This is a genomic window from Paenibacillus xinjiangensis (assembly GCF_059686975.1).
This window is the reverse complement of the sequence record NZ_JCAALS010000002.1, coordinates 98,614-115,062: the sequence shown is the minus strand read 5'-3', so window position 1 is coordinate 115,062 and position 16,449 is coordinate 98,614. Positions and strand designations below refer to the sequence as shown.

16 protein-coding genes and 1 pseudogene are annotated in these 16,449 nt (G+C 46.0%); 3 read left to right on the top strand and 14 right to left on the bottom strand.

Annotated elements, in window-relative coordinates; translation table 11 throughout:
* Window positions 1-99: 99 nt before the first annotated feature.
* From AC6ESP_RS02560 to AC6ESP_RS02540, 5 genes are read right to left on the bottom strand one after another with little or no spacing between them, the layout of a single operon-like run.
* Window positions 100-621, bottom strand: a complete 522-nt coding sequence (locus AC6ESP_RS02560; protein ID WP_497095110.1) for an ATP-binding cassette domain-containing protein — start codon at window positions 619-621, stop codon at window positions 100-102.
* Window positions 622-650: 29 nt separating this feature from the next.
* The gene (locus tag AC6ESP_RS02555) at window positions 651-809 is read right to left on the bottom strand and encodes an ATP-binding cassette domain-containing protein (protein WP_497095109.1); all 159 of its coding nucleotides are present in this window, start codon (window positions 807-809) and stop codon (window positions 651-653) included.
* Window positions 802-1,047, bottom strand: coding sequence for a hypothetical protein (locus tag AC6ESP_RS02550; protein ID WP_497095108.1), 246 nt, complete (start codon window positions 1,045-1,047; stop codon window positions 802-804). Before AC6ESP_RS02550 ends, AC6ESP_RS02555 begins: the two co-directional genes overlap by 8 nt.
* Entirely contained in the window at window positions 998-1,594 is a 597-nt protein-coding gene (locus AC6ESP_RS02545; protein ID WP_497095107.1) for an ATP-binding cassette domain-containing protein, read from the bottom strand. The genes AC6ESP_RS02550 and AC6ESP_RS02545 overlap by 50 nt, the downstream gene beginning before the upstream one ends.
* A gap of 43 nt (window positions 1,595-1,637) precedes the next feature.
* On the bottom strand, window positions 1,638-2,411 hold the full coding sequence (locus AC6ESP_RS02540; RefSeq protein WP_497095106.1) for a DeoR/GlpR family DNA-binding transcription regulator: 774 nt from the start codon (window positions 2,409-2,411) through the stop codon (window positions 1,638-1,640).
* 291 nt (window positions 2,412-2,702) lie between these two features.
* Between AC6ESP_RS02540 and AC6ESP_RS02535 the strand changes: the two are divergent.
* Both AC6ESP_RS02535 and AC6ESP_RS02530 read left to right on the top strand, forming a co-directional pair.
* A pseudogene (locus AC6ESP_RS02535) lies at window positions 2,703-2,876 on the top strand (transposase family protein); the annotation flags it as partial.
* 36 nt (window positions 2,877-2,912) lie between these two features.
* Window positions 2,913-3,587, top strand: a complete 675-nt coding sequence (locus tag AC6ESP_RS02530; protein ID WP_497095382.1) for a transposase — start codon at window positions 2,913-2,915, stop codon at window positions 3,585-3,587.
* Window positions 3,588-4,468: 881 nt separating this feature from the next.
* Here the strand turns inward: AC6ESP_RS02530 and AC6ESP_RS02525 are convergent.
* The 5 genes from AC6ESP_RS02525 to AC6ESP_RS02505 all read right to left on the bottom strand — a co-directional run bounded on the left by AC6ESP_RS02525 (window position 4,469) and on the right by AC6ESP_RS02505 (window position 10,562).
* A complete protein-coding gene (locus tag AC6ESP_RS02525) occupies window positions 4,469-6,088 on the bottom strand; it encodes an ABC-F family ATP-binding cassette domain-containing protein (protein ID WP_497095105.1) in 1,620 nt (539 codons plus the stop codon).
* Between the two features lie 129 nt (window positions 6,089-6,217).
* Window positions 6,218-6,793 carry an MFS transporter gene (locus tag AC6ESP_RS02520; protein ID WP_497095104.1) on the bottom strand — a complete coding sequence of 192 codons (576 nt, stop codon included), beginning with the start codon at window positions 6,791-6,793 and terminating at the stop codon, window positions 6,218-6,220.
* Window positions 6,790-8,235, bottom strand: a complete 1,446-nt coding sequence (locus AC6ESP_RS02515; protein WP_497095103.1) for an FAD-binding protein — start codon at window positions 8,233-8,235, stop codon at window positions 6,790-6,792. The genes AC6ESP_RS02520 and AC6ESP_RS02515 overlap by 4 nt, the downstream gene beginning before the upstream one ends.
* 107 nt (window positions 8,236-8,342) lie before the next feature.
* Window positions 8,343-9,407: a Gfo/Idh/MocA family protein gene (locus tag AC6ESP_RS02510; RefSeq protein WP_497095102.1), complete on the bottom strand. Its 1,065-nt coding sequence runs from the start codon at window positions 9,405-9,407 to the stop codon at window positions 8,343-8,345.
* A gap of 90 nt (window positions 9,408-9,497) precedes the next feature.
* Window positions 9,498-10,562, bottom strand: a complete 1,065-nt coding sequence (locus AC6ESP_RS02505) for an MBL fold metallo-hydrolase (RefSeq protein WP_497095101.1) — start codon at window positions 10,560-10,562, stop codon at window positions 9,498-9,500.
* Window positions 10,563-10,717: 155 nt separating this feature from the next.
* Here AC6ESP_RS02505 and AC6ESP_RS02500 point away from each other — a divergent pair, with 155 nt between their 5' ends.
* Window positions 10,718-11,860 (top strand): virulence factor, encoded by a 1,143-nt coding sequence (locus AC6ESP_RS02500; protein ID WP_497095100.1) that lies wholly within the window; start codon window positions 10,718-10,720, stop codon window positions 11,858-11,860.
* A gap of 81 nt (window positions 11,861-11,941) precedes the next feature.
* Here the strand turns inward: AC6ESP_RS02500 and AC6ESP_RS02495 are convergent, their stop codons facing one another.
* From AC6ESP_RS02495 to AC6ESP_RS02480, 4 genes are all read right to left on the bottom strand, one after another.
* Window positions 11,942-13,075 (bottom strand): transglutaminase domain-containing protein, encoded by a 1,134-nt coding sequence (locus tag AC6ESP_RS02495; RefSeq protein WP_497095099.1) that lies wholly within the window; start codon window positions 13,073-13,075, stop codon window positions 11,942-11,944.
* A 166-nt stretch (window positions 13,076-13,241) separates the two neighbouring features.
* The gene (locus AC6ESP_RS02490) at window positions 13,242-14,381 is read right to left on the bottom strand and encodes a 5-methyltetrahydropteroyltriglutamate--homocysteine S-methyltransferase (protein WP_497095098.1); all 1,140 of its coding nucleotides are present in this window, start codon (window positions 14,379-14,381) and stop codon (window positions 13,242-13,244) included.
* A 474-nt stretch (window positions 14,382-14,855) separates the two neighbouring features.
* Entirely contained in the window at window positions 14,856-15,773 is a 918-nt protein-coding gene (locus tag AC6ESP_RS02485) for an alpha/beta hydrolase (RefSeq protein WP_497095097.1), read from the bottom strand.
* A gap of 28 nt (window positions 15,774-15,801) precedes the next feature.
* Window positions 15,802-16,434, bottom strand: a complete 633-nt coding sequence (locus AC6ESP_RS02480; protein ID WP_497095096.1) for a bifunctional 4-hydroxy-2-oxoglutarate aldolase/2-dehydro-3-deoxy-phosphogluconate aldolase — start codon at window positions 16,432-16,434, stop codon at window positions 15,802-15,804.
* Window positions 16,435-16,449 lie beyond the last annotated feature (15 nt).

Here is a 16,449-nt window from a genome sequence, read left to right as displayed (position 1 = left end):
GCTATTGGATGCTGCTCCCGTTCTCATATCGGCCATTGCCGCCCCACCTTCTCATACAAAATCTATCTTTATTTAGATACTATGACAGCAATGCGGCTATCACATGCTTGCCATTGCAGCTTGCAGAATAGCTTCCTGAGTAGCCTCCTTGCCACTGAGGAATGATGTAATCCTCCCCTCACGCATAACGGCTACACGGTCACATATCCCGATAATTTCCGGCATTTCTGAAGAGATCATAATAACGCCATAGCCTTGAATGGCGAGTTTCTGAATAATTTCATAAATCGCTGATTTAGCTCCAACATCTACACCCTTCGTCGGATCATCGAGGATAATGTCATCCAGATCAGCTGTCAGCAGCTTTGCGAATACTACCTTCTGTTGATTACCCCCTGATAGAGAACTGACAAGATCATAAATGGTGTTTGCCTTCACATTCATTTTGTCTGACAGCATTGTCGCTTCAGTGGCTTCTTTTGCCGCGTTCAATGCTCCATTGCTGGTAAAGCGTTCGAGCGCTGAGAGTGTAATATTTCTAGCGATGTCCCAGTCCAGCACTAATCCTTGCTTTTGCCTATCCTCCGGCAAATATCCGATACCGAGCCTCATCGCTTCCAAAGGCTCCTTAATAATAGCCTGCTCTCCCTTTATGAACAGCTTTCCTCGGTCATACGACTCAATTCATCCATAATAATAACCTTGGCATCCATAGAGAGTGCCTTTGCAATCTCAACAATTTGCTGCTCTGCAACGCTCAGCGACCCCATCAGCGTACGAGGATCAAATCCAGCTCCCAGCTCATTCACCGTGACTAAGATTTTCGGTACGAAGTCTTTCTTTTCCCAGCTTCACCTTCAACTTCGGATAACGATCATCCAATTCTTTGCCGACCATGGCTTTAATTAACGAGGTCATATCTACTTCGTCAATCGCACAGGTTTCAATCACTTCTCCATCTCTAAGCACGGTAACCATATCTGCTTGCTGAATCTCTTCAATACGATGTGAGATATAGATGATCGATACCCCTAGCTTTTTTGACATCACGAATAACCTTGAATAGCAGCTCAATTTCCTGATCAGACAGCGCTGCTGTAGGCTCATCCATAATAATGATACCTGCCTGCTGAGAGAGTGCTTTTATAATTTCAATAAACTTCTGCTGTGCAATTGTTAGCGTTTTCACAATTGTGTTGGCCTGTATATCAAGCCCCAGCTCGGTCAAGTATTTGTCCGTTTCACTATACACCTGATCCCAATTAATCAGTCTCGGCCATTTCATGCGTTTCAGTGGTTCACGGCGAATGAATACATTCTCTGCAATGTTTAGATCCTGGAACAACTTAATTTCCTGATATATCATAGCAATGCCCAACTCCTGTGCCTGCTTTGAGTTAGCAATATTCAGGAGCTGACCATTAATGGAAATAGTACCTGAATCAGGAACGAACAGTCCTGCCAAAATCTTCATCAGCGTCGACTTCCCCGCACCATTCTCCCCTATAATGGCATGCACCTGTCCTTTATCTACTGAGAAGTTGATGCCATTAAGCACTGTATGATCATTAAACCGCTTTGAGATACTGCGCATCTCCAAATAATGACTCAAGTTTTCTTCCCTCTCCTCTGCCGGATCATTCCAGCTCAAACGTCGTATACAGCTTAACCGCATTCTCGAACATAAATTTCTTGTAGTCAGGAGGAACCTGTTTATTTGTAATGACCTTCTTAGCCATAGTCAAATCACCTAGCTTAGCAAATCCGGTCGAATTAAACTTCGTATAATCAGCCACCACTATCATTTCATTAGAGATTTTGCGCACGCTGTGCATGACCATCACTTCCTCATAGCTGTCCACCGTATAGCCCGATTCGAAGTGTGCTCCCTTTATGCCAACGAATGCTTTACTAATATAGATCCCCATCAGCGTTTGCAATGTAAAGCCGCCAACCAGCGTTGTTGTAGACGGAATAAGATCTCCACCCGTCATAATAACCTTCACGCCAACATTTTCTTTCAATGCCATTCCAACCAGAATGTCATTTGTTACGACAGTAACTTTCTTGTTTTTCAAGCTGCGCGCAATTTCTAGACACGTGGATCCCGGCCCCAAAAAAACTGCATCCCCCGGTTCAATCATTTGGGCTGCAATTTTACCAATTAGCCGCTTCTCATCCAGCAGCTCATCCTTTGACTCTACTATTGATTGAATCGTTGACGCCGAGTCCTCATTCAAGACAGCACCGCCATATATCTTCACAAGAAATCCGGCCTGCTCCAGCTTAGCAAGGTCCCGACGAATGGTAACCTCCGTAAGCGAGAACCGTTCACTCAGCTCATACACATCGACCCGTTTATCTCGAATTAAAATCTCTTTAATTTTGTTCAGTCTCTCAATTGCGAACATAGGCTGATTACTCCACTTCTGTAACTCATTCTTATTGTACGATTATAACATAATTATGTTCGATTGTGATTGTTCACCATAAGAACACTCTTTCTCATAATAATTCCTCAACCTTTCTCACAGTCTTTGAGCCACTATCCCTTTAGCTCAGGTCAGTCCACACTTTGAAGCACTCTACCTATAGCTCAGGGATATTTAGCATGAAGAAAAAACAAATAAAAGATTGAACTAAGAACAAATGTTCTATATAATAGAAGGAGAACAAATGTTCCTGTCCATAGGAGGATTCTTATGTATTTATCGATGCTACTATTGCAATTTGAGCAGCGTTTTCCAACCGATCACTCCTGTTTTTCTTACCTATTTAAGCTGAAGTGGCCCAATGGGTATCGTTGTCCACGTTGCCAGAGCCCCTCTGCTTATACTATTACCACACGTCATCTCCCTCTTTATGAATGTAGATTCTGTCATCATCAAACAACTCTCACATCTAACACGGTTATGGAGAAAAGCCGCACTTCACTGCGCAAATGGCTGCTGACTCTATTTCTTGTTGCTCAAGCAAATAGCAGTATCAATGCCGTGTGGCTGTCAGAACAGCTCTCCGTGTCCTACAAAACCGCTTGGAAAATGCTTCACAAAATCCGTAAAGCCATACATGAATTCGATGCTCAGTATTTATTAGAGGGCATAGGGAGAGGAGCCATAGAATGTTATGGCAAACCCCACAACCCTACGATACTAAGGCATCCACAGGAGCACCCTGTGCTAGTGAGTGCTTCCCATCAGACTAACCAGATGACTTATTACAAATTCAAAGCCATTTCTTCCGAGTATTTGAATGAAAAGTCTCTAACGCCTTACGGTGAACACTGCCTTAAGTCAGCACATATCGCTTCATCGATCCGACATCTTTTTATCATTGACAAACGCTATCGTCTAGCTGACTCTCGTTACATCCGCAGTTTATTCAAGAAGGCTTGCACTCAAATTAACAAGACCTTTCATGGAGTTGGGCAAAAATATCTACAATATTATCTCGATGAACATTGTTACCGTCTGAATCATTCCCATATCCATGATATAGTCGCACATCTCACATCCATATGTTTATCCATCCCTGCGAAAGCTTCTACGGATACTAAGACAGAGGATCATCTATTCCCTGCTGCATAAAAGTTCTGAGGGACAGCTCGTTTGCCCTCTCTTTGTGCATGGTTACCTCTTGGGTCCTGTAAGGTGACTGTTTCGTTATACGTTCTCATGTCGGCTCCACTTGATACTTCTTCATTCTTCTTTCTTTCGCTTCTTGATTCTGTACTATGACTTTTCATTACACGTCTCATGTAAGTTGCACTTGGATACTTCTTCACCCTTCGTTCCCTTATTGGTGCTGTACTATGACTTTTTCGTCATACATTCTCATGTTGTTTGCATAGATGCTTTCTCGTCATACTTTCTTTTATTGGACCTGTACAATGATTTTTCGTCATACGTTCTTCTTTTTGGTTCTGTACATACTTTTTCATTTTTATGTCTCTTCTTGTTTTGTAGATATCGCTTCGTCCTTCTTTCTCTTTTTGCTCTACATGGGAACCTACCTGTTCTTTTCTTACACTTTTGTTACAACAATTCTGTTACACTTTCATTCTCATATGAAAATACAACGCTGTGTGTTCTTATAGTCTAGTGACACTTATACACCCTTTGCATCGATGTCACACTCTTGCTCGGTATACTTCTTACGGCTAAATATTTCACAATTGATTTATCTTTATTCCCTGAACTTTTTTGACGTTTTTATGATTATTTCGCTCGAGGCTTTTATACTGAGCAAAGGGGAGAGTGGTTCAAAGCATTGGAGGTGGTACATACGTAAATATATATATCATACCTATCTACATGTATGAAGAAGGAATGTATACATGATGGCTGCTTGAATGAATGGGGGCATCTAGTGGAGGTCATTAGCCGACTGGGGATCCTCAGTAGACAAAAAGCAAAAAGCGCTTGGAGCAAAGTTGACCTTTGTCCAAGCGCTTGGAGATTTGGATTGATTATACGGCGTACATACGCTCACGAAGCGCTTTGATTTCGTCGCTCTCGAGGTATTCATCGTAAGTCATCATACGGTCGATCAGACCGTTTGGTGTAATTTCCATGATGCGGTTAGCGATCGTTTGGACGAACTGATGGTCATGGGATGTGAACAGGACCGTGCAATCAGTGTCTGTTAGACCGTTATTGAGCGCTGTAATGGACTCAAGATCCAAGTGGTTCGTTGGCTCATCCAGAATGAATGTGTTAGCGCCACTTAGCATGATTTTGGAAAGCATACAGCGAACTTTTTCTCCACCTGACAATACGCTAGCTTTTTTGATTGCATCGTCTCCAGAGAATAGCATACGTCCTAGGAAGCCGCGGATGAAGGTCTCATCTGGGTCTTTGGAATATTGTCTAAGCCACTCTACAAGGTTCAAGTCAACGCCCTCAAAGTAAGGAGAATTATCTTTAGGGAAGTAGCCTTGCGTTGTCGTTACACCCCATTGGAATGTACCGGAATCTGGCTCAAGCTCACCCATTAATAATTGGAACAAAACCGTCTTCGGAAGACCGTTTGGACCTACAAAGGCAATTTTGTCACCCTTGTTGACTGCAATAGTCAGATTATCAATAACTTTTTCTCCGTCAATCGTCTTCGATATACCCTCTACGAGCAGTAGTGATTTACCTGCTTCACGCTCACCCTTGAAGTGAATGAACGGATATTTACGATTCGATGGACGAATATCATCGAGCGTGATTTTGTCAAGAAGCTTCTTACGCGAAGTCGCTTGCTTAGACTTCGATTTGTTGGCGCTGAAACGTTGAACGAACGCCTGAAGCTCTTTAATTTTGTCTTCTTTCTTCTTGTTCTCGCCGCGCATCAGCTGTAATGCCAATTGGCTGGACTCGTACCAGAAGTCATAGTTACCTACATACATTTGGATTTTACCGAAATCGATATCCGCGATATGCGTACAAACCGTATTCAGGAAGTGCCTGTCATGGCTGACAACGACAACTGTGCCTTCATATTTGGACAAGAAATCTTCCAGCCAGCGGATGGACTCAATGTCCAAGTGGTTGGTAGGCTCATCGAGCAAGAGAATGTTCGGTTCGCCGAACAAAGCCTGTGCAAGCAATACACGTACTTTTTCGTTGCCGTCTAGCTCAGACATCTGTTTGTCGTGCATGCTTGGCACGATGCCAAGACCATTAAGCATCTCTGCAGCATCAGACTCTGCTTCCCAGCCGTTCATATCGGCAAATTCTGCCTCAAGCTCGCCTGCGCGCATACCGTCTTCATCAGTAAAGTCTGCTTTTGCATATAGAGTATCTTTCTCTTTCATAACATCATACAGCTTTTTATGACCCATCATAACAGTCTCAAGCACGGAGAACTCATCATATTCAAAATGGTTCTGCTTCAGAACGGCAAGCCGCTCACCCGGCGTAATATGAACCTCACCGCTTGATTGCTCTACTTCACCTGACAATATTTTAAGAAACGTCGATTTACCGGCACCGTTTGCTCCTATTAAGCCATAGCAGTTGCCCGGCGTAAATTTGATGTTTACATCTTCAAAAAGCGCCCGCTTCCCAAAGCGAAGCGTTATGCCACTCGTACTAATCATAGTATTTAATCCCGTCCTTCTTTTCAGACTCATTATCTCGAACTATTATAGCACAGTCTAGAACGGAAACGAACGCACAATTGCCTTTCCAGCTAAAAAGATATCGTCTTTATGGAAAAAGCAAGCTTTTTATTTGCTAATGTGGATGTCCCTATTGGTTGAGACACGATGCTCCATTGCTGAAGATCGCCATATAACCCATGAGCTTAGTCCATATAATAAAGCACTCATGTAAAACAAAGCATTGATCGTCAGCCAATCAATTAGGTAACCGCCGGCGATGACAGCAAAGCCTGAGGCAGTGGTGGTCCAAAAATGATAAGTCCCTATGCTCTTGCCCCGTTCTCCAGGCTCCGTATATTCGGCTAACAGCAATCGTTCGCTCATTTTTTGCATGGCACTGCATATCCCCATCACTAACTGAAGAACCAGTACCCAGCCATAGGACAGCACCCAAGGAAAAGCAAGCATCGCTCCCATCATACCGAGGGAGCTAGCAATAAGAATACGTTGGCTGAACCGATCTAGACGAGGACCAAGCCATTGTGATACTGCTGCAGAGCTTATCGTAAAAACAGCAAATGCCAAGCCATATTTTGAAAAGCTATTTCCAAGATTTTTGAGAAACAATAAATAATAGGGGTAGATCACACCAGCTGCCAGTGTAACGATGCTCTGTGAGCGAATGAGCCATCTCATATTCATGGATTATTCATCTCCCCCTTATATTGATCATAGAAATAATTCACAAAAATTCCGTTCGGATCATATTGCTGCTTCTTCGCAAAGAACAGCTCATGCTTCGGGTAAACGCTCTGAAACTGTTCAATGCTTGGATAAGCAGCATAGGGTAAATAATAGGTACCGCCGTAGGTGATCAGCTCGTCAATGATGCCTTGAACAGCCTGTCTCATCTGTTCTTGTCCAGCTTGCGACAACGGCGCATTAAAGAGACAGACTAAAGCGAACATCTCCTCTCTAGCATAGGATAAAACTGCTTCTTCGTCTTGATTCACATACCGAACCGTTATATTCAGCAGATTCAGCTCACTATCCTCCACTATCTTTTTCAATGATTGTATGAAGCTCTCGAAGTGATCAATAGGTATGAAATATTCCTGAAGCAAGTCATTGCTCCCCGGACGTGTGTAGTCCATGAATTCCCATGGGGCACGCATTGCATTATTCCTGCTAATAAGTTCCCCCGATTGCTCGGTGAATGCTCGAGTCTGCAAATCCCACATTAGTTTTTTGCCCCATTGTGTACTCCGATTAAGGTGAAACAAAAGTTTGCCGGGAACGACCCAAGGTTCTCTACTAGTAAGCTTGTTGTACTCATCAAGAGAACCAGACTGATCAGCGGTATAATTTCTAGCAAACATCTCGCTTAAGAAGCTGTCAGGTGCTACCGATAATCTCCCAATATGCATATGTATATTAGGATTAGCTTGTACCTCTTCCTTGAAGTACTCCACATAATCTTCAGCTGCCATCGCATCAGTCGTTACGGAATATAGCTCATCAACGGTAAGATTCAACGTAACATCCAATATAATGCCGAATAAGCCGTAGCCGCCAAGTACTAGAGGGAACAGCTCTGCATTCTCAATACGACTAACCTCCAGTATTCGAGCATCAGCTGTCATAAGCCGGAAAGATTCAACACTTTTAATTAAAGAACCGTTGCGGATGTCCCTGCCATGGGCATTAACACTGATAGAGCCTCCAACAGTAAATGTATTCTGTGACTGCATCGTACGAATAGATAATCCTGCTGAATTAATAACGTCCTGAATATTTTCCCAGGTTGCACCCGCTTGAACGGTTATTTGCTTATATTCCGGCTGGAAAGACAATATCTTATTATAGCTTGTCATATCAATAACTATGCCGTCCTTGTAATACGTATGGCCTCCTTGACTATGGCGCTGGCCTGCAAGAGAGATGGTCAAATTATGTTCGACAGCTTCAAGCAGAAGCCTAGCAAGCTGCTCCTCTTCTTTTCCTAGTACAACGCGCTCGACCTTAACTGGATGCAGTCGACTGTAATCGGTCATTAAGAATGGGTCCTGATCTTGTGCGGCTGTACTCATAAAGTTAATTGCACATAGGGCAGCGAGCAGCAGCAGTGCTATTCCTTTTTTCATCCATTACCCCCTACAGCTAATTAAAAAGCTCCCACTAATGAGGTACGTAAACGTTACCCTAGTGGAAGCTCATGTTGTACTTGCTGGTATTCAGCTATAAGTGTCTACTAATCCCAGTGAAGCTTCACTTCATTGCCCGTACGGGAGGATTCGTAGATCGCATCTAGAATACGGCTATTTGTATAACCTGTAATCGCAGATGTAATTGGCTCTTTACCCTCAGTGATGCATGCAATGAAATGCTTGCTTAGCAATACCCGATCCTCTTCACCTTCAAGCGGGCTAATGTCTGATTCCACGACTTCATTGTTCTCGTGGGTCACGAACTTGCCAGTAGTACCTACCAGAGCAGCTCCGCCTTCTGTACCCATCAGATGAATGAAGGGCTCCTCGCTAATAGCCGCTGAATGAGCGGCCCAGCTCACTTCAAGCGATAGCGTAGCGCCATTATCAAGCTTAATCAAAGCTGTAGCAAGATCCTCCACATCATAATAACCGTCCCAATTCGGAGTTCCCCAAGTGCCAATGCCCTGACGATTAGGACCGAATTCAGCATACGTTGAGCCATAGACAGAGATCGGCTTAGGATTGCCCATCAAATACAAAGAAAGGTCTAGCATATGGACGCCGATATCGATAAGCGGACCGCCGCCCGCTTGATCTTTGCGAGTAAACCATGAGCCCCAGCCAGGTATTCCTTTTTTGCGGAACCAGCCTGTTTTCACATTATAAATCTGACCTAAATCGCCGTTCTCAATTCGTTCCTTAATTGCACGATTAATGCCGCTCCAACGCATTTGCTGTGCCATCATCAGCACTTTACCAGAGACTAGCTTCGCTTCTACAATTGCACGCGCAGCCTCCGCATCAATCGCCATTGGCTTCTCTAGCAGCACATGCTTGCCTTGCTTCAGAGCTTCTATTGCAAGAGGCGCATGATACTGGTTCGGTACAGCTATGACAACTGCATCTAGAGCTGGGTCCTCCAGCAGTGCCTGTGGACTTGCATGGACGACGCTAATCCCGTATTCCTCCGCCTTTTGCTCAGCAAGCGGCAAGTAGACATCGGTTACAGCAGCAATCTCTACCGAGTCGAGCTTTTTGAATGTCTGCATATGAACCGTGCCGATTGCACCTGCTCCAATAATTCCAAGACGAATGAGTTGACTCATTATGACTTCCTCCTAGTATAAATGATGCCATTATACTCTCTAGTATAGCTTCCAATTGCTGAAACGTCATTGACCTTATTTGGCGTACTTTTATTCGTGATTGGCATTTGCTCCGGCTAAGCGCCAGGTCTCTCCATGCGGCAGCACAACAATCCGTTCAGTTGCTATCCCTCTCTGAATTCTGGCATTCTCGAGTCGGTCCAGTGCTTCGCGAGGTGTATCGTCAGCTAGCTTGAATGCTCCATAATGCATGGGAACGAACCATTCTGAGCGGGTATCTTCAAAAGCCTGCAAAGACTGCTCCGGCGTAACATGCTGCGGTCCCATGAACCATTCGGGCTCATAAGCTCCAATAGGCATAAGCGCTACATCAATACGGTAACGATCACCGATATCTTTGAATCCTTTAAAATAGCCGCTGTCACCTGCAAAATATACAGTTGGCGCCTCAGAGACGATTGGCCTGTTATCCATGATTCCATAAGGAGCGGAATCCATAGCAAGATCAGTCGTATGCATGGAGGAGGCATGGTCACTCTGCTTGGCAGCTGCTGCTGTTGCAGTTGCATATGGCTCCATGATCCAGCCGCCCCAATGCGAGCTGTTCGTATCCCAAGGATTGCGACGAGTCCAATGCTGAGAAGGCACAAAGGTGAACTTCACACCATGAATATGAATGGATTCCCACCAATGCAGCTCCTTAACATTCGTAAAACCCTTCATTCGCAGCTTGGAGCTAAGTCCAGCAGGGACGAGCAGCTGCTTGCGTCCACCGAGGCGGCGCAGGGATTGAATATTCAAATGATCATAATGAGAATGTGAAATGAGAACGACATCTATCGGAGGCACATCCTCAATTGGTATGCCTGGAGGTGCCAATCTTTTTTGAAAAGCCATTTTACCTGACCATACCGGATCAGTGATTATATTAAGTCCAGCTAGCTGGATCAAAAAAGTAGAATGTCCGACCCATGTAATGGATGGAAGCTTACGGTTGTTATGCAAGAAATGAAGATCAGGCTGGACGTTAGGAACCGCGTAGGAATAGTCTTTGAGCTTCAACTTTGTCAGGCGCTCTTGCCGCCATCTTTTGAACTGCTTCAAGGAATTATGCTGTGTAATTGGATCAATGTTCGCAAATTTTTTTGGGCCCACCAAGGCATCCCTCACTTTCATAGCGTGTTGTATTTAAGATACCAACTTGGCAGAGCATAAGCAAATCTGGTCTCTGCATTCATTCGCATCGAGCAGATATTTCATGTACACTATTCTTATGAAGGACTGCTTGAACGAACGGAGGGTATTTGACAATGAAACTAATCTCAATTGAACCAACACCAAGCCCCAATTCTATGAAACTTAACGTTGATGAGCCGCTTCCACGCGGCTTGCGGCAGACGTATACGAAAAAAGAAGCTAGCTCTGCACCGGAACCACTCCGCAGCCTGTTAGCGATTGAAGGCGTGCGCAGCATATTCCGCACAGCTGATTTCATCGCCCTTGACCGCGTATCGAACGCGGACTGGGCACGAATTCTCGCCGATGCCAGAGCATTATTGCAAGGCGATATTGAAGGCAGCGCAGATGCCGCCGCCGCGCTTACCGCCGAGAGCTATGGTGAGGCGCATGTGCTTGTACAAATGTATCGGGGCATTCCGATGCAAGTCCGTGTCAAAACGGGCGAGCGTGAAGCCCGTTCAGCCATGCCTCAGCGCTTCACTGACGCCATTACAGAAGCAGCAGGCGCATCCATGATTCGCGAGCGTAAGCTCGAAGAATTCGGCATTCGCTACGGTGAGCTGGAAGAGATCGCCGCCGATATCGTGCAGGAGCTTGAAGCTGCTTATACGCCCGAGCGACTGCGGGAGCTCATTGATGCTGCTCAAGCTCAGGGCCCAGGAGAAGCTTCCGCTGCTCCTGCTAGACCTGCACCATTGTCCGCTACTGAAATAGCAGAGCGGCTCGAATCGCCAGAATGGCAAATTCGATATGCCGCACTAGAACGGATGTCGCCGGAGGCAGAGCTGCTTCCATTGATAGCACAAGCACTTACCGACGATAACATGTCGATAAGAAGGCTCGCCGTCGTCTATCTCGGCGATCTGCGCAGTCCTGAAGCGATGCCTTATTTATTCCAGGCGCTTCGTGACAAGTCCGTATCGGTACGTCGTACCGCTGGAGACACGTTATCCGACTGGGGTGATCCTGCGGCGACCGGCCCCATGATCGAATCGCTTCATGACTCCAATAAGCTAGTTCGTTGGCGCGCTGCCCGCTTCCTCTACGAAGTCGGAGACGAGAGTGCCGTTGAGGCCCTCCGCGAAGCTGCCAAAGATGCAGAGTTCGAAATTCAGCTTCAAGCGCAAATCGCGCTCGAGCGAATCGAACGAGGCGAGGAAGCTGCCGGCTCTGTCTGGCAGCAGATGACCGCTGCTCGCAGCAAGGAGCAATAACTATTACCCTGCCTTTTGCATAGCAACACACCAAAAAGAACCTTCGACCTCGCTAATTATGCGAGATTGAAGGTTCTTCTGCTAGCTGTAGCTTAGCTGAATTTTAACGAGCATCGATCCATCACTGGAATAAGGCTCATAGCTGGCTGAGTAGCCTACGGGAATATTAGCCCTCTCGAAGGCTTCCTTCAGATCAGCAGCTAACGCCTTTCCGTTCAAATAACGAAACTCCACGCTAGCAGCCTGTTTCTGTACATGTGTACGAATATGATCCGCCAGCGCATCTACATCGACAATCGTATGACTCGCTTCAAGCCAGTGAAGGCCGAGATCTATTTTCAGCTGCCCATATAACTCGGCATTAGCATTACCACTATCCTCAAGCTGATTTAGCTTGTCGATATAGAGCTGCTTCGCCTCTGGATAAGCCTTGACCCACTGATGGTCCACTCGCATTTCCTGATCTGTCTTCAAGTAATAGCTATACCTGATCGGCTGCTTCGATTGCTGCTTCGACTGATCTCTAATCGGATCATCCCAAGTCATGTCCAAGTGATACCATATGCCGTCCAACTTCACCATATTCCAAGCATGATCTCCGGTATTCACCGTACCCTCCGCGATCATCGCTGTCACGCCGGCTTCCTCGAGCATCTTCAGCGCAAGCAGAGAATAGCCCTGGCATACAGCCCTACCTGTCGTTAACGCCTCATAAGCCGTGTAGTTGCTAAGGGATTGGTCATATTCCAGATGACTGACGATCCAATCATGGATCGCCTTAACCTTCTGATGATCATTCATCGACTCCGTTATAATAACAGATAGGGTATCCTTAACCTTACGGTCTACTTCGTCCGTCTGCTCCTGCGTCTCTCTATATCTAGCTTCCAGCTTTATCGTCGATCGGTTGCCCCAGCTGCGTATCGTATACAAATAGGAATCAAGAATATAAGCAGTGTAATCGTCATGCGACAGAGCCTTCTTAATTACTCCCTGCAGATCATCGGACAGCTCCTGCTTGTCTCCCGTATATTGAACGGTGAATCGCTCGGATCTACTCTGAAAATGCTGCGCAAGCTCACTCTCCAGCTCGCTAACAGATGAGCTCTTATCGGATTCTGCACGAACTGGGAATACATCAAACTTCACATCCAGACTGAAGGCTGCTAGTACAAGAGCCGCTAGCGCTAGCAGTTTCCATACTTTGTTACGCATAAGGCCCTCCTTTGGCGAGGATTATCTTTTTATACTTTATGAATATTCTTAGTATAGCAAAGAAGAACCGTTTTAAACTTAAATCCCTAATCAGAAGTTATAGTTAATAATGAACAATAAAAAGACCGCGATATACGCGGCCTCTAAACCTATTAACAGTTATAGCTTATTTCCAAATTTCCTCAGCAATTTCTTTAATGAAAGCAAGCTTACGCCATTGCTGCTCCTCAGTCAGGTAATTGCCTTCTTCCGTAGAAGCGAAGCCGCATTGCGGGCTCAAGCAGATTCGGTTCAGATCAACGTATTGTTTGGCTTCCTCGATACGCTTCAGAATATCTTCCTTGCTCTCAAGCACGCCTAATTTGGAAGAGAACAAGCCAAGCACGACCTGCTGATCGTCCTTCAGGAAGCGAAGCGGCTTGAAATCGCCTGCGCGTTCGGTATCAAACTCCAGATAGTAACCGGAATAGTTCTCGATACTCAGGAGTGTTTGTGCGATAGGCTCGTAACCTCCACCTACTCCCGCATAAGTCGAAACATAGTTACCGCGGCATACATGTGTCGTTACAACGAGATCAGCTGGCAGACCGGATACAACTTCTTCGTTCAACTTCGCGAATTCATTGGCATATTCAGTAACGTTAACGCCAATCTGCTCCATGAAGATCATGAACTGCTCGTCGCAGAGTGCTCCCCAAGTACAATCGTCGATTTGGATGCTGCGGCAGCCCGCTTCATAGAAAGCCAGAATAGAGGCCTTGTATGCTTGGGCAATATCAGAAACAAGCTCTTCCCGATTCGGATAGATCGCCTTCGTGCTCGCCTGATTCTCAGCCCTGTCCAACTCGAACAGGAACTGCGCGGCAGCTGGAATCGATTGGCGAGCAACTACGTCCTCACCTGCAATTCCATTCAAAAATGCAAAATGCGAAACAAACGGATGGCTGCTGAACCTTACCTTTCCAGTCAAGCTTGCCGTTTCAGGTCTGGACTTCGCACCATTAAATTGGTAGCCTTGATCAATGATTGTCCGTTCTACGCCATCAAATCCCCAGAAATAGTCCAGATGCCACCAGGAGCGGCGGAATTCTCCGTCAGTTACAGCTTGCAGACCAACCTCTTTTTGCTTCTGTACAAGCTTCACGATTTCGGCGTCTTCTACGACCCTTAGCTGCTCGGCGCTAATTTCACCGTTGTGGAATTGCAATCTAGCATCTTTCAGCGCGCGGGGACGCAGGAAGCTGCCAACGATATCATATCGAAACGGAGTAACGGATCGCTGTTTAAGTTCGGTTTGAGTGCTCATAGTTAATCTCCTTCGTTTATCTATAATAATGATATAAGTAAGATAGCATATCCGATTCACTATAACTTCATATCAATAAACTATAGCTGGTTATAACTACAAACTATAACTAACGGCCGCCCCTTGTACGATAAGCATCCGGCTTTTGTCATTGCGGATGATCGTATGTTGTTCCTTCTGGATGGTTGCCACAATACTCTTCATTTGCGAGTCTGTACCTTTGCCGAGCACCACTTGCTGCAGCTATTCATCGGGGTCATCTTTGTACCAATGATTGCTATGTATGTTATATGAATCTCTTTTCCTTGTAATCTAACTGTAATATTCCACTAAGCTTTCTTTCATCTTTCTTTCATCTTCGTTTCATCTTGTGAACCTATAATAAATACATGACCCCCCTTTATTATATATTCTCTCTTGCGCCTGCGGCTTCGTGCCGCAGGCCTCTTTGTTTGTATGACCCTATCAAAAGTCTTATAGCGTTCTCTCCAGAAACGGAAGGACATTCCGCCAAAAAGCCTCATCCTGCTCAGAGCAGCTATGTCCTTTCGAATAAACGAACAAGGTGTTTATCTTAGTCTCAGGAAGATCCGCCTGCAGTATGCGCAAATCGTCGGCCGGTATGAATTCATCCCCATTCGAATGCACCATAAATATCGGTGTCCGCCCATCCTCTGGTTCTCCTGCATGCCGGCGCAAGACGTCCGGAATACTCGCGAGGCGGAACTCCGCACGTGAAATACCAGCCCGCAGCAGCCATATCGCAGGAATCAGGTAACCCAGCGGGAAGTAAGGCAATCCCTTTTGCTTCAGCTGCGCTCTCATCATTGTATCGAACTTTACAGGCATGGAATCGGTCACTATCGCCTTTACTCTCAGTCTTTGATCTAGTGCAAGTATGGCGCCGAAGCCGCCCAAGGAATGACCAAGAACCGCTATTCTCTCTGAATCTACCTTCGGCAAGCTCCGAGCAGCGGCCACCGCTGCCACTACATCATCACGAAACATCAGAGCGGATGGAGCGTGAATCACCTCGCTATCGCCATGGCTTCTCGCATCATACATAAATACAGCATAGCCCGCTTCATATAGCGGCTTCACATACCTCAGTACTCTAGAGCGGTTAGAACCCCATCCATGAGCAATAACAATTGTCGGCAGCGCCCTGCTCTTAGGCTGATTCTGCTCCTTGTCAGACAACGTCACTAACCAGCCAGCAATCTTGGAGCCGTTACTCGTGAATACAATGCTTTCGAATTCCGCCTCTGAATCCGGTTGCCTCGTATTCGGCAGTCTGCGCGGACGTTGGCTTTTCGCCCCAATCTGCCATATAGAGGCAGCTAATCCGCCTACAACTACCACAGCAGCGCCCAGCCATATCCATGCCGACATTAGTTAAGTCACTCCTTCCTAACTATTACTATACAGAACGAACCGCTTCAACGAACTGTCTAGCTCTCTCCGTAACCAGATCATATTTCTCTTCACGTATCCACTCTAGATTAACCAGCTTGCCGCCCATTCCAACTGCGTTAGCACCGGCCTGGAAATAGTCCGCAATGTTATGTAAGTCCACCCCACCGGTCGCAAGCATAGGGATCTGATCGAGCGGCCCGCGAAGCTCACTCAAGTATTTGGTTCCTAGTGTTCCCATAGGGAATATTTTGACCGCTTCAGCTCCTGCTTTCCAAGCGCGAACAATTTCCGTAGGTGTCATCACGCCAGGCCAGACCGACACCCCACGCTCTTGCCCATAAGCTATAACTTCCTCGTCCAGATTCGGTGAGATTAGAAACTGTGCACCAGCTTGTACTGCTGTCTTAGCCATATTCACATCAAGCACCGTTCCAGCTCCGATTGCTGCTAAGCCGTCGAACCGGCTCCGCCAACGGTCAATCATAATGGCTGCACCCGGCGTATTCATCGTAATTTCCATTAGACGGATACCGCCGTCGATCAGTGCTTGACCAGCTGCGTCCGCATAACGGTCTTCAATCCCTCTCAAGATAGCTACAATCTTATGCTCTAGCAATTCATTCAGCATTCCGCTCATATCCGTTCTCCCCTA

What these genes read in the sequence shown, in the direction of transcription:
- AC6ESP_RS02550 (WP_497095108.1), bottom strand. Translation starts at nt 1,047, where the DNA reads ATGTCAAAAAAGCTAGGGGTATCGATCATCTATATCTCACATCGTATT.
- AC6ESP_RS02545 (WP_497095107.1), bottom strand. Translation starts at nt 1,594, where the DNA reads ATGCGCAGTATCTCAAAGCGGTTTAATGATCATACAGTGCTTAATGGC.
- AC6ESP_RS02540 (WP_497095106.1), bottom strand. Translation starts at nt 2,411, where the DNA reads ATGTTCGCAATTGAGAGACTGAACAAAATTAAAGAGATTTTAATTCGA.
- AC6ESP_RS02530 (WP_497095382.1), top strand. Translation starts at nt 2,913, where the DNA reads ATGGAGAAAAGCCGCACTTCACTGCGCAAATGGCTGCTGACTCTATTT.
- AC6ESP_RS02525 (WP_497095105.1), bottom strand. Translation starts at nt 6,088, where the DNA reads ATGATTAGTACGAGTGGCATAACGCTTCGCTTTGGGAAGCGGGCGCTT.
- AC6ESP_RS02520 (WP_497095104.1), bottom strand. Translation starts at nt 6,793, where the DNA reads ATGAATATGAGATGGCTCATTCGCTCACAGAGCATCGTTACACTGGCA.
- AC6ESP_RS02515 (WP_497095103.1), bottom strand. Translation starts at nt 8,235, where the DNA reads ATGAAAAAAGGAATAGCACTGCTGCTGCTCGCTGCCCTATGTGCAATT.
- AC6ESP_RS02510 (WP_497095102.1), bottom strand. Translation starts at nt 9,407, where the DNA reads ATGAGTCAACTCATTCGTCTTGGAATTATTGGAGCAGGTGCAATCGGC.
- AC6ESP_RS02500 (WP_497095100.1), top strand. Translation starts at nt 10,718, where the DNA reads ATGAAACTAATCTCAATTGAACCAACACCAAGCCCCAATTCTATGAAA.
- AC6ESP_RS02495 (WP_497095099.1), bottom strand. Translation starts at nt 13,075, where the DNA reads ATGCGTAACAAAGTATGGAAACTGCTAGCGCTAGCGGCTCTTGTACTA.
- AC6ESP_RS02490 (WP_497095098.1), bottom strand. Translation starts at nt 14,381, where the DNA reads ATGAGCACTCAAACCGAACTTAAACAGCGATCCGTTACTCCGTTTCGA.
- AC6ESP_RS02485 (WP_497095097.1), bottom strand. Translation starts at nt 15,773, where the DNA reads ATGTCGGCATGGATATGGCTGGGCGCTGCTGTGGTAGTTGTAGGCGGA.
- AC6ESP_RS02480 (WP_497095096.1), bottom strand. Translation starts at nt 16,434, where the DNA reads ATGAGCGGAATGCTGAATGAATTGCTAGAGCATAAGATTGTAGCTATC.